Origin of the sequence: Rhodomicrobium vannielii ATCC 17100 (assembly GCF_000166055.1) — a bacterium.
GTDB lineage: Bacteria > Pseudomonadota > Alphaproteobacteria > Rhizobiales > Rhodomicrobiaceae > Rhodomicrobium > Rhodomicrobium vannielii.
Map to the genome: position 1 here is coordinate 2,625,159 of NC_014664.1, position 21,684 is coordinate 2,646,842.

The 21,684-nt window shown below is 65.8% G+C and carries 15 protein-coding genes; 6 read left to right on the top strand and 9 right to left on the bottom strand.

Annotated features, from left to right (window positions below; translation table 11 throughout):
* Positions 1-2: 2 nt before the first annotated feature.
* Together RVAN_RS21180 and argH are read right to left on the bottom strand one after the other, a co-directional pair.
* Positions 3-176 (bottom strand): lipoprotein, encoded by a 174-nt coding sequence (locus RVAN_RS21180; RefSeq protein WP_013420014.1) that lies wholly within the window; start codon positions 174-176, stop codon positions 3-5.
* A 128-nt stretch (positions 177-304) separates the two neighbouring features.
* Positions 305-1,702, bottom strand: coding sequence for an argininosuccinate lyase (gene argH, locus RVAN_RS12145; protein ID WP_013420015.1), 1,398 nt, complete (start codon positions 1,700-1,702; stop codon positions 305-307).
* 348 nt (positions 1,703-2,050) lie between these two features.
* Here argH and RVAN_RS12150 point away from each other — a divergent pair, with 348 nt between their 5' ends.
* Complete coding sequence (locus tag RVAN_RS12150; RefSeq protein ID WP_013420016.1) at positions 2,051-2,374, top strand: hypothetical protein; 324 nt, start codon at positions 2,051-2,053, stop codon at positions 2,372-2,374.
* 151 nt (positions 2,375-2,525) lie between these two features.
* On the top strand, positions 2,526-3,170 hold the full coding sequence (locus RVAN_RS12155) for a TlpA disulfide reductase family protein (protein WP_013420017.1): 645 nt from the start codon (positions 2,526-2,528) through the stop codon (positions 3,168-3,170).
* Between the two features lie 8 nt (positions 3,171-3,178).
* Here the strand turns inward: RVAN_RS12155 and RVAN_RS12160 are convergent, their stop codons facing one another.
* Positions 3,179-6,088 (bottom strand): FAD-binding and (Fe-S)-binding domain-containing protein, encoded by a 2,910-nt coding sequence (locus tag RVAN_RS12160; RefSeq protein WP_041787547.1) that lies wholly within the window; start codon positions 6,086-6,088, stop codon positions 3,179-3,181.
* A 413-nt stretch (positions 6,089-6,501) separates the two neighbouring features.
* Here RVAN_RS12160 and RVAN_RS19060 point away from each other — a divergent pair, with 413 nt between their 5' ends.
* From RVAN_RS19060 to tmk, 3 genes are all read left to right on the top strand, one after another.
* Positions 6,502-7,446 (top strand): septal ring lytic transglycosylase RlpA family protein, encoded by a 945-nt coding sequence (locus RVAN_RS19060; protein WP_245257984.1) that lies wholly within the window; start codon positions 6,502-6,504, stop codon positions 7,444-7,446.
* An 89-nt stretch (positions 7,447-7,535) separates the two neighbouring features.
* The gene (locus RVAN_RS12170) at positions 7,536-8,768 is read left to right on the top strand and encodes a D-alanyl-D-alanine carboxypeptidase family protein (RefSeq protein ID WP_013420021.1); all 1,233 of its coding nucleotides are present in this window, start codon (positions 7,536-7,538) and stop codon (positions 8,766-8,768) included.
* Position 8,769: 1 nt separating this feature from the next.
* On the top strand, positions 8,770-9,519 hold the full coding sequence (tmk, locus tag RVAN_RS12175) for a dTMP kinase (RefSeq protein ID WP_013420022.1): 750 nt from the start codon (positions 8,770-8,772) through the stop codon (positions 9,517-9,519).
* A gap of 31 nt (positions 9,520-9,550) precedes the next feature.
* Here tmk and RVAN_RS12180 read toward each other — a convergent pair whose 3' ends face one another.
* The 6 genes from RVAN_RS12180 to ggt form a co-directional block, all read right to left on the bottom strand.
* Entirely contained in the window at positions 9,551-11,134 is a 1,584-nt protein-coding gene (locus tag RVAN_RS12180; protein ID WP_013420023.1) for a cisplatin damage response ATP-dependent DNA ligase, read from the bottom strand.
* Between the two features lie 185 nt (positions 11,135-11,319).
* Positions 11,320-11,691 (bottom strand): DUF1491 family protein, encoded by a 372-nt coding sequence (locus RVAN_RS12185; protein ID WP_013420024.1) that lies wholly within the window; start codon positions 11,689-11,691, stop codon positions 11,320-11,322.
* Between the two features lie 131 nt (positions 11,692-11,822).
* Positions 11,823-15,365, bottom strand: a complete 3,543-nt coding sequence (locus RVAN_RS12190) for an error-prone DNA polymerase (protein ID WP_013420025.1) — start codon at positions 15,363-15,365, stop codon at positions 11,823-11,825.
* Entirely contained in the window at positions 15,362-17,260 is a 1,899-nt protein-coding gene (locus tag RVAN_RS20615) for a Y-family DNA polymerase (RefSeq protein ID WP_174261950.1), read from the bottom strand. The genes RVAN_RS12190 and RVAN_RS20615 overlap by 4 nt, the downstream gene beginning before the upstream one ends.
* A complete protein-coding gene (locus RVAN_RS20510; RefSeq protein WP_169309546.1) occupies positions 17,169-18,089 on the bottom strand; it encodes an ImuA family protein in 921 nt (306 codons plus the stop codon). The genes RVAN_RS20615 and RVAN_RS20510 overlap by 92 nt, the downstream gene beginning before the upstream one ends.
* Before the next feature lie 137 nt (positions 18,090-18,226).
* Positions 18,227-20,008 carry a gamma-glutamyltransferase gene (ggt, locus tag RVAN_RS12205; protein WP_013420028.1) on the bottom strand — a complete coding sequence of 594 codons (1,782 nt, stop codon included), beginning with the start codon at positions 20,006-20,008 and terminating at the stop codon, positions 18,227-18,229.
* Between the two features lie 219 nt (positions 20,009-20,227).
* On the opposite strand from ggt, the gene RVAN_RS12210 reads away from it, so the two are divergent.
* Positions 20,228-21,667: an NAD-dependent succinate-semialdehyde dehydrogenase gene (locus tag RVAN_RS12210; RefSeq protein ID WP_013420029.1), complete on the top strand. Its 1,440-nt coding sequence runs from the start codon at positions 20,228-20,230 to the stop codon at positions 21,665-21,667.
* Positions 21,668-21,684 lie beyond the last annotated feature (17 nt).

Below are 21,684 nucleotides of genomic sequence, written 5' to 3' on the forward strand. Positions count from 1 at the left end.
GTTTAACGCAGGAGCGGGTCCAGAATGAAGGGCCGATCCGGGTCAACCTTTCCTTTTGCGTCTTTTGGCACGTCCGGCGGCGGCAAAGGGCGTTGAAGGTCGCTCTTTTTCCCGCAGGCCGACAGCCCAAGCGCGAGCACGAAAGCAAGTACCAGATTGCGACTTAAGCCAGTCATCGTATCCCCGTCACCGCGCCCGAAGCTTATGCCGAAGGCTTGACCAAGCCTCGCCTCGCGCGCATCGCCTGCAGGCAAACGTACGACGCCCGCCCCGCAACCTCAGCCACGCGATCCCTAGCCCGTGTTTAGCGCGAAGTTCCGGCGGCTTCCAGCTTCTTCAGCCAGATTTCAGCCGCCGCCTTCACATTTTGCGGCGCTGTGCCTCCAAAGCTGCGGCGGCTTTCCACCGACTTATCCACGTTCAGCACGTCGAAAATGCGCTCCGTGATACGCGGCTCGACGGCCTGCATATCCTTCAGCGGCACCTCATGAAGATCGACGCCGAGGTTTTCGGCATGCTTCACGATGCGGCCTGTGACGTGATGCGCCTCACGGAATGGAAGCTGCGCGTGCAGCACGAGCCAGTCTGCAAGGTCGGTCGCGGTCGAGAAGCCCTGACCGGCGGCGTCGCGCATGCGCTCTGGCACCGGCTCCATGTCCTCGATCATGCCCGTCATCGCGGCGAGGCCGAGCGACAGCGCGTCGATGGCGAGGAACACGGCCTCCTTGTCTTCCTGCATGTCCTTGGAATAGGCGAGCGGCAGGCCCTTCATCACCGTCAGCAGTGAAACGAACGCGCCCGCGATGCGACCCACCTTGGCGCGCACGAGTTCGGCAGCGTCCGGGTTGCGCTTCTGCGGCATGATCGACGAGCCGGTGGTGAAGCGGTCGGACAGCGTGATGAATTTGAAGCCCGCGCTGAACCAGACGACGATCTCTTCCGACAGGCGCGAGAGGTGCGTGGCGCAGATCGCGGCGGCGGCGAGCGTTTCCAGCGCGAAGTCGCGCGAGGACACGGAGTCGAGCGAGTTCGCGAGGGGGCGCGCGAAGCCGAGCGCGGACGCAGTCATGTGCCGGTCGATGGGGAACGACGTGCCGGCGAGCGCGGCCGCGCCGAGCGGGCTTTCGTTCACGCGCGCCCTTGCGTCGGCGAAGCGGCCACGGTCGCGGTCCAGCATCTCGACATAGGCGAGGCAGTGGTGGCCGAAAGTGACCGGCTGCGCCACCTGCATATGCGTAAAGCCCGGCATGATGGTAGCGGCGTGAGCCTTGGCCTTCGTCGCAAGCGCGAGCTGGAGCGTGGTGATTTGCTCGTCGAGATGATCGATCGCGCCCCGAATATAGAGGCGGAAATCCGTCGCCACCTGATCGTTGCGCGAGCGGCCGGTGTGGAGCTTGCCCGCGACCGGGCCGATGATGTCCTTCAGCCGCGCTTCCACCGCCATGTGGATGTCTTCATATTCGCGGCGGAACTCAAAGCGCCCGCCCTCGATCTCCTCGCGCACCGTATCGAGGCCCGCGACGATCGCGTCGGCCTCTTCGGGCGTAACGATCCCGCACGCGCCGAGCATCCTGGCATGCGCCTGAGAAGCGCGGATGTCCTCCGCATAGAACCGCTGGTCGAACGAGATGGAGGCGTTGATCTCCTCCATGATTTCGGCGGGCTTTGTCTCGAAGCGCCCGCCCCACATTTTATTGGCCATCGCTGTCTTCGCCTAGAGCCCGTTCTGCTGATCGGTAAAACGGTCTCCATCCAGGAGTTTAGAAGTGGTCCTCATGATTTCGCCCTTTGCTCGCGAGGATACAGCAACCGGATGCAAATGCCGAAAACAGGACCGCTAGAGGGCTTGAAGCGCAGCATTAGCGCGCTGCCGCCGAATGTACAAGCGGGCTTCGACACTCAATGTAGCAGCTTTTTCAGTAGCCTGAATTTTGGGCAACGAAGCCGTATGACGTTTCGGCAGGGAACGCCTGCGCGGCTCAAGCATTGATATCATGACGGTCTTTTGGCGCGCCGTGCTTCTAGCGCCGCCCGCTGGATGGAGGAAGACATGGAACGTGGTCTGGAACGAGGCATTGAGACGACCCAACGCAGCCGCATCGATCTCGCGGAATGGCGCGGCAGGGACGTGACCCGCCAGTATGAGTTCGGCGAGAGCATGGTGCCTGAGCATCGTCTGCGGAGCTCGCTTGAGCGCACCGAGATTTTCAGCGCCGAGCACGAGGGCGAGACGGGGGAGGAAGGGATCGTTCAGATCGAATCGTTCCCCACAGCGCGCGATATGATGGCGCTCGGCTATGCTTACGCCTATGGCAAGGGAGTGACTGACCGCAGGACGAAGAACCTTCGCGTGCGTGCGATGGGCACGCGCTGACGTTTTTTATGAAGGCTCGATGAAATGTTTGGGCGGGATCGCGCTGTGATCTCGCCCTTTCTCTGCCGCCGTCCACCGCGATGACCTGCGATGGTTATTGCGTCCATCGTGCAGCTTGACTGTGCGATATGCGTGATGAAAAGCTCCGGGCATGGAAACCGGTAACGACGACGGCGGAACACGGAGGCAAGGCTTCCTCATCTATGGTCTTGCCGCTGCGGGGGCGCTCGCGGTGATGGCTGTGGGCATGGTCATGGAGCGCGCGTCCAACGTGCCAGACGAGCCGCGCCCGGCGGCGGTCACGGTTCCGACCCCGGTCGAGTCCGGCCAGTTCATCCGGCACGCCAAGCCAGTCACGCTCCCGGCGCTTTCATTCAATGGCGCGGACGGCAAGGCGCGGTTCCTTTCCGAGTGGCGCGGCAAGATTGTACTGCTGAACATATGGGCGACGTGGTGCCCGCCGTGTGTCCGTGAAATGCCCGCGCTCGACAAGCTTCAGGCCGAAAAGGGCGGCGACGGTTTCGCTGTCGTCGCGGTCAGCACGGATCGGAGCGGCCTTGCGAAGCCGAAGGCGTTCTACGAGCGCGTCGGGATAAAGAGCCTGGCGCTGTTCAATGAGACGAGCGGGGACTTGAGCCTCGCGCTGGACGCGGACCGCCTGCCGCTGACGATCATTCTCGACCGAGAAGGCCGGGAGGTCGGGCGCTATTTCGGCGCGGCGGAATGGGATAGCGCGGAGGTCTTCGCCAAGGTCATGGCGATGGCGGGCGCGACAGCCGGAGCGGCGCGCCGTTAGCTCGCACATTACCCGACGATTTCGGCGTCGCCCTTCAGCGCGAGGTCGAGCAGCATCGCGGGATGGCGCGCGGGGCGGCCCAGCCCATCCTGAACCTGCTTGCGGCAGGAATAGCCCGTGGCGGAAACGAGCGCGTCGCGGCCAGCCTTGCGGATCGCGGGAAACAGCGCCTGCTCGGCCATGGCAAGCGACGCGTCGAGCGTGTCGGGCGTCATGCCCATCAGCCCGTTCAGCCCGCAGCAGGACGGCGGAGCGGGCGTGATGGTCAGGTCGGGGATCAGTCGCAGCAGGGCTTCGGCATGCGCGTCGACGCCGTGCGCGCGCTCGTGGCAATGCGAATGCAGCACCACGGTTGCCTCGATGGCCCTCAGCGGGAGCGACAAGCCGCCGTCGCCGATGCGCCGCGCGAGAAATTCCTCGAACAGCAAAACGGGCGGCGGGTCCGCGACCGGCAGGCCAAGCGCCGCATATTCGTCGCGCATCATCAGCACGCAATTCGGTTCGAGGCCGATGACGGGCACGCCGCGCTCGGCATAGGCGGCCGCCGCGCGTGACAGCCGCATCGCCTGCGCGCGCGCCTTCTCGATGTCGCCCGCATCATAGGCGCAGCGCCCGCAGCATAGCGCGCCGTCTTCGCCGTCGGTGAAGGCGACGACGCCGTAACCCGCCGCTTCGAGTACGCTCTGCGCAGCGCGGAGGTTTGCCGTCTCGAACGAGCGGTTGAACGTGTCCGCGAACAGCGCAACGACGCCGCGCGGTCCCGGTTCCGCCTCGACCGGCGCGCGGAAGCGGCGCCCCGCCCAGCGCGGCCATGGGCGGTCGGCGGCAAGCCCGAGCTTCCGCTCCGTAAAGCGGGCCAGACCCGGCAGCAGGTCGCGGAGGGCGAGAAACCATCGCCAGCGCGCCGCGCGCTCGGTGTAATCTGCAAGGTTGGCGTAAAGCTCCTGCGCGCGGGAGAAGCGGCCTGCCGCGCGTGCGGCGGCGAGTGCCTCGACCTTCATCTTCGGGATGTCGATGCCGAACGGGCATGCGGAGCCGCACGCCTTGCATGAGACGCACAGCGCCATGGTTTCAAGCAGCGCGGGCGAGCCAAGCGCCTCGTCTCCGAGTTGGCTCGAAAGCGCGAGCCGCACCGTCCCCGCGCGGCCGCGCGGGGAGTCGCGCTCATCATGCGTCATGGCGAAGGACGGGCAGGCGAAACGCTGCTCGGCCGTGCGGCAGAGCGCGTGCCCGGCGCAGCGGCGCGCATGTTCCAGCGCGCGCGCGGGCGTCGCTTCGGCCTCCCATGTGAGGGCGACCGGCGCGTCGGCGGCCTTCGCCTCTCGCGGGGCGCGCAACAGCGCCGCATCGTCGAAATCCGGCGGGCGAAGGATTTTGCCGGGGTTCAACACGAAGCCCGGATCGAGATGCGCCTTGAGGTCCGCGAAGAGCCGCAGCGCGCCCGGACTTAGCGCACGTTCCAGCCCCTCGCTTCGAGCAAGGCCGATGCCATGGCCGCCGCTCAGCACGCCGCCATGACGCACGATCAGCGCCGCCATCTCGTCGGACAGCGCACGCATGCGCTCCCGGTCGTTCGTGTGGCGGAGATTCAGCACCGGCCGTACGATCAGACAGCCGCGCCCGGCGCTGCCATAAAGCGCGGAGCGGACGCCGTGCTTGCCGAGCAGCGCTTCAAGCTCCGCTCCGTAGGCGGCGAGGCAGTGGAGCGGCACCGCGCCGTCCTCCATGAACGACAGAGGCTGCGCCGCCGATTTCATGCGCCACGCACGCGTGACTGCGTTGTGCCGCAGCTGCCAGAGCGCGGCGCGGTTGTTCTCGCCGATGATCTCCACGAGCGGGAAGCGGCCCTTGTCGGCTTCGGCCAGCGTTTCGGACAAGCCCTTGAGGAGCCGCGTGTTGTCGACCGGGTTTTCCTCGTCGAATTCCACGATCAGCAGCGCCTCGGGATCGCCCTGCAGGAGGCGCGCGGCATGCGGGTCGCGCCGAGCCGCGACGATGTCGATCAGCGTGCGGTCGAGGAGTTCGATCGCGGTGGGATTTAGGAGCGCGATCTTCGGGATGACGCGCAGCGCGCCGCCGAAATCGGCAAAGCGGCAGACGCCAAGCGCGCGCGTTCCGGGCAGCCGCGCAAGCTTCAGCTCGATGCTGATGGCGATGGCGAGGGTGCCTTCGGAGCCCGCGAGCAGCCGCGCGAGGTTCTGGTCTTCGGAATAGGACAGGAGCGCGCGCAGATCATAGGCGGGCGGCTCCGGCGTGCCGGGCGGGCGCAGCGGGAACTCGCGGGCGATGTCCTTCTCGTGCGCTTCGCCGAATTGAAGGAGGTCGAGGAGGCGGTCGCGGCCGGGAAAGCGCGCCGTTTCATCTTCGGCGATGGCGCGAAAATGCACGCGTTGCCCATCGGCGACGAGCGCCATCGCGGAGAGGATGCGGTCGCGCATCGAGCCGTAACGCAGGGCGCGCAGTCCGCTCGAATTGTTGCCGAGCATGCCGCCGACCGTCGCCGATTGCGCCGAGGCGATTTCGACCGGGAGGAAAAGACCATGCGGCTCGAGCGCCGCCGCGAGCGCTGCGGGCGTGCATCCCGGTTCGACCACGCATCGCGCGTTTTCAACGTCGATTGCGCCGATGCCGCGCATATATTTCGTGAAGTCGAGGACGACGCCTTCGCCGAGCGCCTGGCCCGCGGTCGACGTGCCACCGCCGCGCGCGATGACGGACAACCCTTCCTCTCGCGCCATTTCGAGGACGATGGCCACGTCGCTCTCAGACTTTGGGCAAGCCACTCCCGCCGGGAAGCTCTGATACATGGATGCGTCGGTGGCGTAGCGGCCTCGCGTGAAAAGGTCGCTTGAGGCGTCACCCTCGATCTCTTGGGCGAGCCTGTCCCAGAAAGCGGGCGACGCCTTGCGCAATGCCATCGGTCCTTGAAAAGAAATGCGGTGGTCGCGTCCTCCGCCGCCGCCAGCCGCAGACCATGACCGAGAGTCTTCCCAAGCGCAATGGTCTGTTAACCACGCACGGTTAGCCTGAACGCAGCTTGAGGTTGTGTCCGGGTTTTGCGTGTACCATGAGCCGAGTTTGTGTCTGTGACTGTTGCGTGTTGGCGTCCCTGTCGCAAAAAGCGGCGGTAAACGCGCAAGTTTGGTGCAAGACGAAAACCGCGCCCAGCATTCGCCCGAATCTCCTTTCTGGACTTGTTGCTCCTCGCTTTCCGTTTGAGTTGCGGGCCGTCGTCAACAAATCCTTAAGCAGGGTCATGATCGTCACAGCGCTTGTTGCATCGCTTGGTGCGTGTACCACCCAGAAGAGTCCGGTCGATGAGACCCAGACCTTGAGCCCGCGTGTGATCAAGGTTGGCGATCCGGTTCCGAAGGGTGGCGGCGAATACAAGCTCGGCAGTCCGTATCTCGCCAACGGCAAATGGTACACGCCCGTCAACGACGTGCATTACGATCAGGTCGGACTCGCCTCGTGGTACGGCGACTTTTTCCATGGTCGCAAGACGGCCAACGGCGAAATCTACGACATGGGCGCGCTGACCGCCGCGCATCCCACGCTGCCGATGCCGACCTATGCGCAGGTGACGAACCTCGACAACAATCGCACGGTGATCGTGCGCATCAACGATCGCGGCCCCTATCATGACGGGCGCATCATCGACCTTTCGCGCAAGGCGGCGGAACTGCTCGGCTTCCATGGACGCGGCACTGCGGCGGTGCGCGTGCGCTATTTTGCGCCCGCTCCGCTGAACGGCGACGATCACCTTGAGCGCTCCATTCTCGCGAAGCAGCCTTGGGCCGCGCGTTCCGTTTCGAGTGTGCAGCCGCCCTCGCGCCCGCAGGTGGCAAGCGCTCCGGCATCGGCCGGCGTCCAGATCGCCGCAGCAACGGCTGTCCCGGCGCGCAAAGTCGCTCCGGCCCCCGTGCCCGCGCGCGCGCAACAAGCCTCGGTCCCGATAGCCGCAACGGCCTCGATGAGCGCCTGGGCTCCCGTCGTCGCGACGAACGCACCAACGCGGCAGGCCACTGCGACCAAGGCTGCGACGCCAGCAAAAGCTGCGCCCGTGAAGGCGGCAGCAGCGCAGCCTGCGCCTGCTCAGCCCGAGACCTATATCGCATCGGCGACGGCTTCCACGGCCTCAACCGAAGCCCTCGACAAGCCGCTTGTCGTCAAGAAAGGCGGCTTCGAAGCATCGATCCACGATACGGGCGCCGGGTGGTCGACGAACTCACGGGCCGCCTTCTCCACTGGCGCAGCTTTTAATGGCGGCCAGTGAGACTATGTAAAGGCTCGATGGCCTGAATCTTAGCCAATAGGCGGTCGGTTTGATATTATCAAAGTGCCGACTCACCGGGACCGACGCCCATGCGCCTTGCCCTTTTCATTTTTCTTTTCTTCCAGATCTTTCAGCCCGCTCTAGCGCAATCTACGGGCGGGTATCAGACGGCGGCGGCGGAAGCGACGCTGATCGACGTCGAGTCCGGAGCGACGCTTTTCGAGAAAAACGCCGACAGGCTGTTCGCGCCCGCGAGCATGAGCAAGATCATGACGCTTGCCGTCATCTTCAAAAAGCTCAAGGCGGGCGAGATCACCATGGACACCGAGTTTCCGGTGAGCCTCTACGCATGGAGAAACGGCGGCGCGCCGTCGCGCACAACGTCGATGTTCATCCCGCTGAACCAGACGGCCAAGGTCAGCGACCTCATTCAGGGCATCGCGGTGCAAAACGCGAATGACGCCTGCATTGCTGTGGCGGAGGGGATTTCCGGCACGGAGGACGCGTTCGCCAAGCTGATGACGGAAGAGGCGCGCGCGCTCGGCCTTCAGAAATCCACGTTCGGCAATTCGACCGGGCTGCCGCATCCCGGCAACCAGATGACCGCGCGCGAACTCGCGGCGCTTTCGATCCACGTCATCAAGACTTATCCAGACCTTTATCCCTATTTCGGGCAGAAGGAATTCAAGTACCGCACCTACACCTTCAGGAACCACAACCCGTTGCAGGCGACCGCTATCGCGGCGGACGGCCTCAAGCCCGGCTTTACCGAAGGCGTGGGCTACAGCATCGCGGCATCCGCGGTGCGCGACGGGCGGCGGCTTGTGCTTGTGATGAACGGCCTCGAAAGCGAGCGCGATCGCCGCGAGGAAGCGCAGAAGATCCTGAACTGGGGCTTTGTGAATTTCAAGGCCTACAAGGTCTTCGACAAGGACGAAGTCGTGGGCGACGTTCGCGTCTGGGGCGGCCAGAAATGGACGCTGCCGGTCAAGGCCAAGGAAGATGTCGTCGTGCTGCTGCCTGTGAACGCGAAGGATCAGCGCATCCGCGCGCAGATCGCCTATCAGGGGCCGCTCAAGCCGCCGTTGAAGGAAGGCGACCCAGTTGGCGAGGTGCGCATCACGTCGCAATCGGGGACGTCGAACAGCGCGCCGCTCTACGCTGCCGCCGATCTCGAAGCGGGCGGCGTGATTGCCAAGGGCGTCGACTCCTTGCTGCTCGGCGTGAACGCCTATGTCTCGCAGGCGGTGACGAAGTATCTCAAGAAGCCGCCCGCGCAGCCCGTCAACACGGCGGTGCCTGCGGTCACGCCGAAGTCCTGACGTGCGCGGCCGCTTCATAACGCTGGAAGGCGGCGAGGGCGCGGGCAAGACCACGCAGGCGAAGGTGCTCGCAGAACGTCTACGCCGCAAGGGCATCAACGTTCTCCTGACGCGCGAGCCGGGCGGAACGCCGCGCGCTGAAGCCATCCGCGAAGTGCTGCTGTCGGGCAAGGCGAAGCGCTTCGGTGCGCTTGGTGAGGCGGTGCTGTTCTACGCCGCGCGGGAATCGCATCTCGAACTCGGCATCCGTCCGGCGCTCGAACGCGGCACATGGGTCATCTGCGACCGCTTCAGCGATTCGACGCGCGCCTATCAGGGCGCGGCGGGCGGCTTGCCGCTTTCGGTTATCGAGACGATCGACAAGGCTGTGGTGGGCGACACAAGGCCGGATCTCACGCTGATTTTCGACCTGCCGCCCGAACTCGGCCTGAAGCGCGCGGCCGAGCGGTTGCGCGGGGGCGTTGTTTCGGCCGCTGTCGGCGGTGAACGGGCCGAGCCGGCCGCCGCCGCTGGAGGCTCTCCCGGTGCGGCGGCGGGCAGCGATGTTATCGCGCCTGCTCCCTTGGTCGACGCTCCCGCTTCGGATCGCTTCGAGACGATGAATCTCACCTTCCATCGCAGCTTGCGTGCCGAATTCCTCGCCATCGCGAAGGCGGAGCCTGATAGGTGTGCGGTGGTCGACGCATCGGATACGCCAAACCGCGTCGAGGATAAGGTCTGGTCCATCGTCCGCGACCGCTTCCAGCTCTGACGGCGCGGCGCGCCACCGGCGCGCCGTCAGCCTAATCCACCCACTTCAGAAGCGCGCTCAGCTCATCCGCCTCGCGCGCAGGCTTGTCCCAGCGGATGCGGTTGATGCGCGGGAAGCGCAGCGCCACGCCCGATTTATGCCGCGTCGACCGGTGCACAGCGTCGAACGCCACCTCGAACACGAGCGCCTTCTCCACCTCGCGCACCGGCCCGAAGCGCGCCACCGTGTGATGCCGCACCCACTTGTCGAGTTCCTTCAGTTCCTCATCGGTGAAGCCGAAATACGCCTTCCCGATGGGCGAGAGCGCGCCGTCGTGCCAGAGACCAAAGGTGTAGTCCGAGTAGAACGACGAGCGCCTGCCCGTGCCGCGCTGGGCGTACATCACCACGGCGTCTACAAGCATCGGGTCGCGCTTCCACTTGTACCAGAGCCCCTTGGGCCGCCCCGCGACATAGGTGCTATCGAGCCGCTTCAGCATCAGCCCCTCGATATGCGGCGAGGCGAGCGTGGCCGCCTCCGCGCGAAAGGCCTGCAAGTCACCCGGCGACGCGAATGCGAGCGGCGCGGCGAGTTCCATGCCGTCGGGCCGCGTCGCATCGAACCAGCGCGCCATCTCGGCCTTGCGCTCGGTGAGTGGCAGCGCGCGAAGGTCGCGGCCATCAATGTCGAGCGCGTCGTAAAGGATGACATGGCCCGGATAGGCCGCGATGAGCTTCGGATCGGGCGACTTGCGGTTCAGCCGCTGCTGGAGGTGGTTGAAGCTCGCGATCGCGTCGCCCTCGCGCACGATGAGTTCACCGTCGAGCACGCCGCGAAAGCCAACGCGCGCGAGTACATCCGGGAACGCCCCCGAAATGTCATCGCCCGTGCGCGAAAACAGCGCCTTGCCAGCGGGCGTCGATACGACCTGCACGCGGATGCCGTCATATTTCCATTCGGCCATGAAGGCGTCCGGCGTGATCGCGGCAAGCTCTGCGTCGTCGATGGCGTGCGCGAGCATCACGGGATGGAACGTCACCGCGTCCTTCGCTTGCGGCTTCGGCGCGCGCCCTTCGAGCCACGCGAACAGGTCGAGATAGGGCGGCGTCTGCGCGTGCCACACCTCCTCAATCTCGCCGACCTCCACGCCGCCGAACTCCGCCAGCACATGCTTCACCGAGCGCGCCGACATGCCGATGCGCAGCGTGCTGGTGCCGAGCTTCAGGAGCGCCCAGCGCTCGGGCGGCGTCATGTTATCCAGCAGCAGCGCGAGGTACTCCTGGATAGCGGGCTTGCTGCGCGAGCGAAATTCGTGGATCGCCTCATGAAGCGGCGGAAGGCGGTTCAGGATCGTGCGATGCGGATTGCGCGGCCAGATATGCGCCACCGTTTCCGACATCTCGCCCACATACTCATAGGAGAGGTCGAAAAGCACCGGATCGACGCGCTCCGCCACGAGGTCGCGCACCAGCGCGCGCTTGAACAGCTCGAACGTCACCGTGCCCGCGATGACGCCGATGGCAAAGCCGCGATCCGGGTCTGGCGTCCGCGCGAGATACGCCTTCAGCACGGCGGCCTTGTCGTTCGTCGCATGCGTGTAATAGAGCCGGTCGAGAAGGGCGGCGAAGGCTTGCATACCGTTCAGATGCTTATATTTCGGATAAGCGACCGTTAGCGTGAAACGACCCAGACGCGGTTTGACCGATCAGAGGCGATGCATACGCAAACAATTTGAAACGACGTTGCCTGCCGAAAGGATCGCTTCACAGCCGAGCCACATTCCACTTCAATTGAAAACGCCTTGTCGCACGGACGCGTCGATCAGGAAACGGCGGCAGCCGTTGCTCCGAGCATGTGCCGCCCCTGCGGCGTTTCCACTTCGAGAATCCAGATGTCGGGGTCACGGCTCGCCTGCCGTTCAAGATAGGCATCCGCTTCCGCCTCAGCCGCGTGAGGCGTGTAGATCGGCTGCCACGCACGGCCATCTTCCACGAAAAGCGTGCCCGCCGGCGCCATTTCGGCGAACTGCGACGAGAGCGGAGCGAAAACCTGGGCCGTGCCGTCGAGCGCGGCGACCTTGATATAGATCGCGCCCGCATCCGCATCGCCATGGCGCACCAGGGCGCCGGGAATGAACGCCGCGTCCAGACGGCGCAGATAAGCGCTCACCCAGATGTGAGATTTAACGCGCATGTTACCCCCTACTGCGGCAAAAGGCGAAACGCTCCGCCAGCGTGGCCGTTGCCTTGGTCATTGTGCGACCGTCCTTCTCCTGCGGCAATAGCTTATATCCCCATGGCTACAGGAAAGGGTGTAAGTCAGCATTAGCGAAAATCGCGGCTTTTTAGGGTTCGGGTCCAGCCCTCGTTTACCTTTGAACTACGTCGTGCGGCTCGCGTTCCGTGCGCCACTTCGTCGCCACGCCCGTAGCGCACGGCGAAGGCGTCTGCATCGGGTTGCAGCCGTCCGAGAACCCGCGTGAAATCGGTCAGGCGGCGGCTCACGACATGGATGACGCCGCTCTCCCTTTGCAGAACCCCTTCGCAGAGGATCACCTTCGCGCCGAACACGGCTCGGCGGTAAGTCTCGGAAAGCTTCGGCCATATGATGAGATTGGCCGCGCCCGTCTCGTCTTCAATAGTCATGAAGATCGTGCCTTTGGCTGTGCCGGGGCGCTGGCGAAACAGCACGAGCCCCGCGATTGTCACGAAGCGCCCGTTCGGCAGCGTCTTAAGATCGACGGCGCGGACCATCCTTTGCGCCTGAAGCTCGGCGCGCATGAAGGCCATCGGGTGGTTGCGCAGCGACAGGCCGAACACGGAATAGTCTTCCGCAACGGCTTCTCCCGCGCCAAGCGGCGGCAGTGCGACAGCTGGTACGCCGGGCGGTACGGAGGGCGCCGTTTCATGAGCGAAAAGCGGCAACTTGTCCGCTTCGAGCCCCGCCACGTCCCACAGCGTTTCGCGGCGACCGCGCGCCACGGAGCCGAAGGCGTCGGCGCGCGCCAGCGTGAGCATCGCGGCAGTGCCGAGCTTCGCGCGGCGCATCACATCCTCGGTGCTTCGGAACGCACCGGCCGCCGCGCGCGCCTCCACGATGTTCCGCGCGTCTTCCACGCGCATGCCCGCCACGAGGCGAAAGCCGAGCCGCAGCGCATGCCGCTCGCCGTCCGTCGCCTCCAGAGTGTGGTCCCATTCGCTCGCGTTCACGTCGGCGGCGCGCACCTCGACGCCATGCTCGCGCGCGTCGCGGACGAGTTGCGCGGGCGCGTAAAAACCCATCGGTTGGCTGTTGAGGATCGCGGCGGCGAACACGTCCGGGTAATGGCATTTCATCCACGCCGAGCAGTAGACGAGCAGCGCGAAGGACGCGGCGTGGCTTTCCGGGAAACCGTAAGTGCCGAAGCCCTGGATCTGGCTGAAGCAGCGCTCCGCGAAGTCGCGCGGATAATTTCTCGCGAGCATCCCGCCAATGAACTCGTCCTTGAACGTGCCGATGGTGCCGACCTTCTTGAACGTCGCCATGGCGCGGCGCAACTCGTCCGCGCGGCCCGCCGAGAATCCCGCAGCAACGATGGCGATGCGCATGCACTGTTCCTGAAAGAGCGGCACGCCGAGCGTCTTTTCGAGAATGCCTTTCAGTTCCGGGCTCGGAAAGCGCGCCTCTTCCAGGCCCTGGCGGCGGCGCAGATAGGGGTGCACCATGTCGCCCTGGATGGGCCCCGGCCGCACGATGGCCACTTCGATCACGAGGTCGTAGAAGTTCTGCGGCTTGAGGCGCGGCAGCATCGTCTGCTGGGCGCGGCTTTCCACCTGAAACACGCCAATGGAATCGGCGCGCGACAGCATCGCGTAAACGGCCGGATCTTCGGAGGGCACGGTGGCGGGCGTGAGGTCGCGGCCGTAATGCGCGCGGATGAGATCGAAGCCTTTCGCGAGGCAGGTGAGCATGCCGAGCGCGAGCACGTCCACCTTCAGCATGCCGAGCGCCTCAATGTCGTCCTTGTCCCACGAAACGATGGTGCGGTCCTTCATCGCCGCATTTTCGATGGGCACGAGTTCGTCGAGCCGCCCGCGCGCGATGAGGAAGCCGCCGGGGTGCTGCGACAGGTGGCGCGGGAAGCCGATCAGTTCGCGCGTCAGCTCAAGGCAGAGAATGAGGCGCGGGTCGCTCGCGTCGAGGCCGAGCGAGGCGAGATCTCCCGGATCGACGCCGCCATCGCTCCAACCCCAGACAGAGCCCGACAGCGCCGCAGTCACGTCCGGCGAAAGCCCGAGCGCCTTGCCGACCTCGCGCACCGCGCCCCGCGTGCGATAACAGATGACGGTGGCGCACAGCCCCGCGCGGTGGCGGCCGAAGCGGCTGTAAATATATTGAATCACCTCTTCGCGGCGCTCGTGCTCGAAATCGACATCAATGTCGGGCGGCTCATGGCGCGCGTCCGAAATGAAGCGCTCGAACAAGAGGTTGGAGCGCGCCGGGTCGACGCCCGTGATGCCGAGCGCGTAGCACACGGCCGAATTAGCCGCCGAGCCGCGCCCCTGATGCAGGATGTTTTTTTTGCGCGCGAAGCGGACGATGTCTTCGACCGTGAGGAAGAACGGCGCGTAATCGAAGCGCGCGATTAACTCGAATTCGTGCCGCACCTGCTGGGCCACCGTGTCGGGCACCCCGTCCGAATAGCGCCACGCGAGCCCCTCCCATGTGAGGCGTTCCAACCGCGCCTGTGGGGCTTCGCCGTTCGGCGCGATCTCCTCGGGATACTCGTATGTCAGTTCGGCGAGACTGAAAGTGCAGCGCGCCGCGAGCTTCACCGTATTCGCGACGGCCTCTGGATACCTCGCGAACAGCCGCGCCATTTCTGCGGGCGCTTTCAGATGCCGCTCGGCATTCGCCACGAGCCGGAAGCCCGCCTCGTCGATGGTGCAGGTGTGGCGAATGCAGGTGAGCACGTCCTGAAGACGGCGGCGGGCGGGAATGTGATAGAGCACGTCGCCGGTTGCGACGAGGGGAACGCGAAGGTCGTCGGCGAACGCGGCGAGGCGAGCGATGCGCTGGCCGTCATCGCCCCGGAAGCGGTGGCTCGCGGCGAGGTAGACGCGATCCGGCAGCCGTGCGGCGAGCGTTTTCAGGTGGCGGCGGAAGTCGGCCATTCGGCGCGGGTTTCGGAAGATGTCATCCGGCGGCAGCGCGGCGACGATCTGGCCTTCCGAAAAGGCGAGGAAATCCTCCAGCGTAAGGCGGCATTCGCCCTTTGGAATTGCGTCTTCCTGGTCGCGGTCGATGTGGCCGAGCGGACTTGCGTCTGTGTCTGGCTCCGCCCGGCGCGATGCCGCGTCTCCATCGGCCATCGCTGTTTCGGAAGACGCGGCATTCTCCGCGGTGGCGGGCGGAAAAGATGGCGACGTTTCCGGCAACCTTTTCGGCCAGGAGACAACGTTGGAGCGCGCCGCTTGCGTTTGTCGTTCGGAAACGGGCAAAGACTTCGAAGGGCCTTGCTCCGAATGGGCTTGCGCGGCGGCGGATCGGGCCTCGCATTTGATGACGCGATCCGACTTCCCCAGCGTCAGAAGTCGGCATAGTCGCCCGTAAGCCGCGCGGTCGGTCGGATAGCACAGAAGGTCTGGCGCACCGTCGACGAAGGAGAGGCGGCAGCCGATGACAAGCTTCACACCATGTTCGCGGGCGGCGAGATGCGCGCGAACAACGCCCGCGAGCGAGTTCCTGTCCGTGATCGCGATGGCGGACAGGCCGAGTTCCGCCGCGCGCGCCACGAGTTCGTGCGGATGCGACGCGCCTTCGAGAAACGAAAAATTCGTCGCGGCCTGAAGCTCGGCATAGCGCGGCGGCGCTGCTCCCACGCTCATGCGAACACCCCGTGCAGATACCAGCGCGGCGGGCGCTCGCCGCCATATTCGCCCTCTCGATAGACCCAGAAACGCATGCCATGCGCGCTTTCCACGCGATAATAATCGCGCACCTCGCGATCTTCGTCGCGCAGCGCTCGCCACCATTCAGACGCGATGCGCTCCGGCCCGTCGGCGCGCACGATGCGGTGGACCACCTTGCGCCAGCGAAACAGCATCGGCGGCGCGTCGGGGAGCGCGGCGGTCACGTCGATGGGGTGCGGCCTTGTGAAGAGACGAACTGGGCGCTCGGGCAGCAATGCCCACGGCGAAGGCTCCGCAGCTGGCTGCTTCGGACCGCGACGGCTCTTTGGCCCCGCTTTTCCGCGCGAAAGGGCGATTTCGGGCTGACGCGACGGCGTTTCGCTCTTGTGCGCGGCGTGCGACGGCAGCACGGGCTGAGAGGGCGCACGGGTCGCCGCGATCGCTTCGCCTTTTTGCGGTGAGAGAGAAGCGCCCGAATAGTCCTGCGATCCAGCGTCCCACGAACGCAGCTCAGGTATGGCACCGCGCGCTTCGCAGAGCGCGAAGGGGACCGCGTCCTTCTCCTCAGCCGCCAGACGGGGGGTTTCGGCGACGGCGAAGGCCGCTGCCGCCTCACCGAGCGCCGGCAGCCTCGCCACGGCGCGTTCGGGCATGTGGCTTTCGCGCGGCGCGAAGCGATAGACGCGCCCCTCGCCGAAGCGGCTTTCGATGCCGTCGATCAGCGCCGCGAGGTCTTCGAGGCTCGCTTCGCCCTGCACCTTGCGCAAAATGTTGGACTGGCGCGCTTCGAGCGGCTCAACCCGGGAGGCGAAGATCATGGCCGAATCGATGCCGAAGCCGGGATCGATCAGCGGCAGCTTCTCGCGGAACAGGCGCATCACGCGAGCCTGATCGCGGCAGGGGAGCGCGGTCGTCACGGTTTGCCCTTCGACGCCGCCATCGGCGCGGAAAAAGCTCACCTCAAAGGTGAGGCCGCCGTGCCGCTCCCGTTCGAGGCGGCGGCACAACATGTCGAGCAGCGCGCGCGTCACACGCTCGATGTCCTCCGGCGCGGCCAAAGGCTCTGCGAAGCGCAGGCGTTCGAGCCAGGGCGTCGGTTCGCGCAGGAAATCGATGGCTTCGTCGGCACGGCCAAGGGCCTTGTCGAGTTGGGGCAGGAGGTCGGGAAAGCGGCGCGCGAGACTGGCGCGCGGCAGGGGCATCACGTCGCCGATGGTGTAAAGGCCGAGCTTACGCAGCACGCTCGCGGTTTCCGGGGCGATGCGCAGCCGTTCGACGGGAAGCGGCGCGAGCAGGGCGGCGAGACCCGCTTCCACGCGCCGATCCTCGTCGCTCTCGAACAGGGTTGCCTGCCGCGACAGGGGGGGCGGCGCATCTCGGGCGGCGGCGAAGTCGCCCGCGATCACATAGCGTTCGGCGTGATGGGCGAGCGCGAAGGCCGCGCCGAAGGTGGGCGCGATGGCGGCGCGGGCCGGGATGCCGCGCGCTTCGAGGCGGCCGAGCAGGTCGTCCGCGAGTTCATCTTCATCCCCGACAAGATGCGCGCAGCCGGTGATGTCGAGCCACAGGCCGGACGGCGCAGGCGCGGTCGCGGGCGTATAGCGCTGCGCCCACAGCGCGAGGGCGGCGCGCGCGTCGGCCTCGGCGGCAGGGTCCGCGTCGGCGGTGACGAGTTTCGGGCACACGGCGAGCGCATCGGCCAGCGGCTGGTGCAGGTAAAGCCCCGCCTCGATGGCCGGTCCGTCCAGCGCGGCGATGCGGCGAACGGTGCCGTGCTTCTCAAGCAGGGCTAGCGGTTCGCGGCGCTTCGCGAGCCTCGGACGCTTCAGCCGCGCGAGCGTCATCGCGAAGTTCGGCAACCACACGTACATGGCCCGCTTGCCAGTCGCTCGCGTCAAAGCTGTCCCCGTCTGCGCCATCGAGTGCCTCCACGATAAAGGATGCGGTTCTTCCATTGCGGCAATAGTCGAGGTCGAGGCGCCAGCGCGGCGGGCCGAGACTACCGAAGACATCGGACGAAGGGACGGCGGCGACGCGCCAGCGGGTGGAGGCGGCCCCGCTCGGCTCGCCAGTTACGCCCTTGGGCTTCACCACATGGCGGCGGATAAGGAGAGCGAGCGCGCTTGAAGCCCGCGCCGCGGCGTCAAGCCTGCGCCCGGTTTTCAGCGTGAGTGCGCCCGCCTCGCCGAGCACGGCGGCAACGGCACGCGAATGCAGCGCCTCTTCCATGACGGCCAGCACCTCGGCATCCTTTCGGCAGTCCACGAAGACGACGCGGGCCGGGTCGAGGCCGAAGCGGCGAAGGCCGGGCGCGTAAAAGTCGGTCTGGCTTGCGGCCCACAGCGCGATGCCGCCTCGCGCGCGCAAATGAGCGGCCAGCACGGTCGCCGCAAAACCTGTCACCGATGGCGCAAGTTCGGCTTCGAGCGCGTTCGCGGTGAACTCATGCAGCGCGCCGAGCGAGAGGCCGCCGCCGGGCAGTGGCGCATTCAGCCGCGCATCCGCGAAGCGCAGCACTGGGGGCGTCCGGTCGTCATCGAGATAGTGGCCTTCGATGGCGCGGACCTGCATCCTGAGCGCGTCCAGAGCACCGGAAGCCGCAGACCCGGCACGCCGGTTTGAAGCTGTGTTCGCTCGCATCGCGGCTTGCGGTCGCGTGGCCTTTTCGGCGCGATGATCTGGCGGAGGGCTGACGCTCATGACACATTGTGATCCTGCTTTGTTCTTGTTTTGGACCATAAATTCGCGCCCGTCAATCAGTTTGTTCTCGCATGAGAGCAAGCCGCAAACGGCGTCGCGACGGCGCGCGTGCCGTCGCTCGCAAGAAAACGCGCGCTTTAATATCCGATGGCCGCCGAGTCGCCGTCGCGCAGGTCGGCCGCGCCGAGAAACAGCGGGCCTTTCTTCATGATCGAGTTGGCGCGGCCGAGCACGCGGTGCTGGAACGTGCCGTCGGCATTCTTCGGCAGGATAAAGCCGCGCGCTTCGAGAAGCCGCAACGTATCATCCGAAACGCCGCGTTCGGTGATGACGTTATCCGGCATCCACTGGTGATGGATGCGCGGCGCGGCGGTGGCTTCGGCCACGTTCATGTCGAAGGTCAGCACGTTCAGGATTTCCTGCAGAACCACCGTGATGATGGTGCTGCCGCCGGGGCTGCCTGTGATGAGATACGGCGCGCCGTCCTTCATGACGATGGTCGGCGCCATCGAGGACAGCGGGCGCTTTTTGGGCTCGATCGCGTTCGCCTCGTCGCCGGTAAGGCCGAAGGCGTTCGGCGCACCCGCCTTCGCGGAGAAATCGTCCATTTCGTTGTTGAGAAGGAAGCCCGCACCGTCGACCGAATAGCCACTGCCGAAGGCGAGGTTCAGCGTGTAGGTGTTCGCGACCGCGTTGCCCGCCTTGTCCATCACCGAAAAATGCGTCGTCTGCTCGCCCTCGGGCGCGGGCGGCTTGCCCGCTGACACGTCCGCTGACCTCGCCGCGCGTTCGAGGTCGATGCCCTTGCGAAGCTCCGCCGCATAGGCTTTGTTCGTCAGGCCCGCCACCGGCACGGTCACGAAATCCGGGTCGCCCAGATATTTCGCACGGTCGGCATAGGCGCGCCGCATCGCCTCGATGAGCCGGTGATAAGTGTCCGCGCTCTCGCTGCCAAGCGCCTTCAGGTCGACCCCTTCGAGGATGTTCAGCATCTGGATGACGTGGACGCCACCCGAAGACGGCGGCGGCATGGACACGATTTCGTACCCATTATAGATGCCGCGCACCGGCTCGCGCTCGACTGGCTTGTACGCCTTGAGGTCGTCCTCGGTGATGAGGCCGCCATTCTTCTTCATCTCGGTGGCGATCAGTTCGGCGACTTCGCCTTCATAGAAGCCCGCCGCGCCGCGCTCGCTGATCGTGCGCAGCGTCTTCGCGAGGTCGGGCTGGCGCAGCACCTCGCCCATGCGATAGGGCTCGCCTTCGGGTTTTAGAAAATAGCGCGCCGAAGACGGGTCGTTCTTCAGCCGATCCCTCGCGCGCGAGAAGGCAAAGGCGAGGCCGTAAGGCACCACGACGCCCTCTTCCGCGAGCCGGATCGCGGGCGCCATGATCTTGTCGCGGGGCATGGTGCCGTATTTTTCGAGCGCGTAAAGCAGGCCCGCCACGGTGCCCGGCACACCCGCCGACGCGCGGCTGTAGCGCGCCTTGTCGCGGTCAACCGCGCCGCGATTGTCGAGGAACATGTCGCGCGTCGCGGCTGCCGGTGCCGTCTCGCGATAGTCGAGCGCGATCTTCCGCCCATCCGCCAGCGTGATGAGCATGAAGCCGCCGCCGCCGATATTGCCCGCCTGCGGATGCGTGACGGCCATCGCGAAGCCGACAGCCACGGCCGCGTCGATGGCATTGCCACCCGCCTTGAGGATGTCCGCGCCGACCTGCGCCGCAACCTTTTCCTGCGCCGACACCATGCCGTTTTCCGCCACAGCGGGCACGAAACGCGCGTCGAAGCCGATGAGCGCATCGGCCGCCGGATCGGTCGCCTTTTGCGCGAGCGCGGGCGGCGTGAAGGGAACCAAGGCCGAGACCACGGCCAGCGCGGCGCAGAGAAGGCGAAGTGCGGATATCGAAGTCAGCATGGATCTGTGGCCCGTAAGGTTGAGGGCAGGCTGATGAATGCCAGCAGATTAGATTTAATCGCGACGCCTTTGCAGCAGGAAATAGACATTCGTGTGAGAGGCCGAAAAAGGAAAGAGATACCTCATCGCCGAACAACCCGGAGCCGGGAACGACGCCAGTCGAAAGCGGTTGAACTCAAAGGCAAAAGGGCGGGGCGCGTTTCAATCACGAGGCCCATCATGACGCATCACGCGGAACACGGTTACGAGGCAAAGGCGGCACAGGGCGGGGAAGGCGGCAGCGCGCCGAAGCTGAAGACAGAGAACCCCGCGACCGGCAAACCAAGCCGCACATATGACGGCCACACGCGCGAGCAGGCGCTCGCCATCGCGCGACAGGTGCGCGAGGCGTTCCCCGACTGGCGGCGCACATCGTTCACCGAGCGCGGCATCGTCGTCGGCGCCGCCGCGCGCATCCTTCGCGAGCGGAAGGACGAGTTTGCGCGGCTGATGGCGGATGAGATGGGGAAGCCCGTCACCGAGGGGCTCGCGGAGATCGAGAAATGCGCGTTCAACTGCGATTATTTCGTCGAGAACGCTGAGGGGTTTCTCGCGAATGAACCGGTCAAGCTCGATGGCGGACGCGCCTACGTCACATTCAACCCGCTCGGTCCGCTTCTGGCGGTGATGCCGTGGAATTTCCCGTTTTGGCAGGTGTTCCGCGCCGCCGCGCCCGCGCTCATGGCGGGCAACCCTGTGATTTTGAAGCACGCGAGCAACGTTCCCGGCTGCGCGCTCGCCATCGAGGGCGTGTTCCGCGAAGCTGGCGCGCCGGACAATGTGTTCCGCACCATCCTGATCGCGGGCCGCGACACAGCGGAGTTGATCGATAGCCCCGACATCGCGGCGGTGACGCTCACCGGCAGCGTGGCGGCGGGCAAGGCGGTGGCGGAGGCGGCGGGCCGCAATCTCAAGAAGACCGTGCTGGAACTCGGCGGCAGCGACGCCTACCTCGTACTCGAGGATGCGGACATCGATCACGCCGCAACCGTCGCCGCAACGGCGCGCATGGTGAATGGCGGTCAGAGCTGCATCGCGGGCAAGCGCTTCGTCGTGGTCGCGCCGGTGCGGGAGGCGTTCGAGAAGGCGCTCGCGGAAAAGATGAGCGCGATGATCAGCATGGGCGATCCACTCGACCCGGCGACAAAACTTGGCCCCATGGTCAGCGTGAAGGCGCGCGACGAAATCCATCGGCAGGTGCGCAAAAGCGTCGAGAAAGGCGCGCGGCTTCTATGTGGCGGCGAGGTGCCCGACCGGCCGGGCGCGTGGTATCCGCCGACGGTCCTCGCCGACGTGAAGCCCGGCCAGCCCGCATATGACGAAGAAGTGTTTGGCCCCGTCGCTGCGGTCATTGAGGCGCGTGACGTGGAAGACGCCATCCGCATCGCGAACGATTCGGAGTTCGGCCTCGGCTCAGGCGTGCTGACGCGCGACATCCGGCGCGGCGAGGAAATCGCCGCGCGTGACCTTGAAGCGGGCATGGCCTTCGTGAACGAGAACGTGCGATCCGATCCGCGCATGCCGTTCGGCGGCGTGAAGCATTCGGGCTATGGCCGTGAATGCGGCGTGTTCGGCATCCGCGAATTCGTGAACATCAAGAGCGTGCACGTGCGCGAATAGCGACGCCAGCGCCGTCC

Coding starts and splice junctions, on each gene's coding strand:
- argH (WP_013420015.1), bottom strand. CDS start 1,702: ATGGCCAATAAAATGTGGGGCGGGCGCTTCGAGACAAAGCCCGCCGAA.
- RVAN_RS12185 (WP_013420024.1), bottom strand. CDS start 11,691: ATGCGCGTTAAATCTCACATCTGGGTGAGCGCTTATCTGCGCCGTCTG.
- RVAN_RS12150 (WP_013420016.1), top strand. CDS start 2,051: ATGGAACGTGGTCTGGAACGAGGCATTGAGACGACCCAACGCAGCCGC.
- RVAN_RS20510 (WP_169309546.1), bottom strand. CDS start 18,089: ATGAGCGTCAGCCCTCCGCCAGATCATCGCGCCGAAAAGGCCACGCGA.
- ggt (WP_013420028.1), bottom strand. CDS start 20,008: ATGCTGACTTCGATATCCGCACTTCGCCTTCTCTGCGCCGCGCTGGCC.
- RVAN_RS12170 (WP_013420021.1), top strand. CDS start 7,536: ATGCGCCTTGCCCTTTTCATTTTTCTTTTCTTCCAGATCTTTCAGCCC.
- RVAN_RS12190 (WP_013420025.1), bottom strand. CDS start 15,365: ATGAGCGTGGGAGCAGCGCCGCCGCGCTATGCCGAGCTTCAGGCCGCG.
- RVAN_RS12160 (WP_041787547.1), bottom strand. CDS start 6,088: ATGGCATTGCGCAAGGCGTCGCCCGCTTTCTGGGACAGGCTCGCCCAA.
- RVAN_RS12155 (WP_013420017.1), top strand. CDS start 2,526: ATGGAAACCGGTAACGACGACGGCGGAACACGGAGGCAAGGCTTCCTC.
- RVAN_RS21180 (WP_013420014.1), bottom strand. CDS start 176: ATGACTGGCTTAAGTCGCAATCTGGTACTTGCTTTCGTGCTCGCGCTT.
- RVAN_RS12180 (WP_013420023.1), bottom strand. CDS start 11,134: ATGCAAGCCTTCGCCGCCCTTCTCGACCGGCTCTATTACACGCATGCG.
- RVAN_RS12210 (WP_013420029.1), top strand. CDS start 20,228: ATGACGCATCACGCGGAACACGGTTACGAGGCAAAGGCGGCACAGGGC.
- RVAN_RS20615 (WP_174261950.1), bottom strand. CDS start 17,260: ATGTACGTGTGGTTGCCGAACTTCGCGATGACGCTCGCGCGGCTGAAG.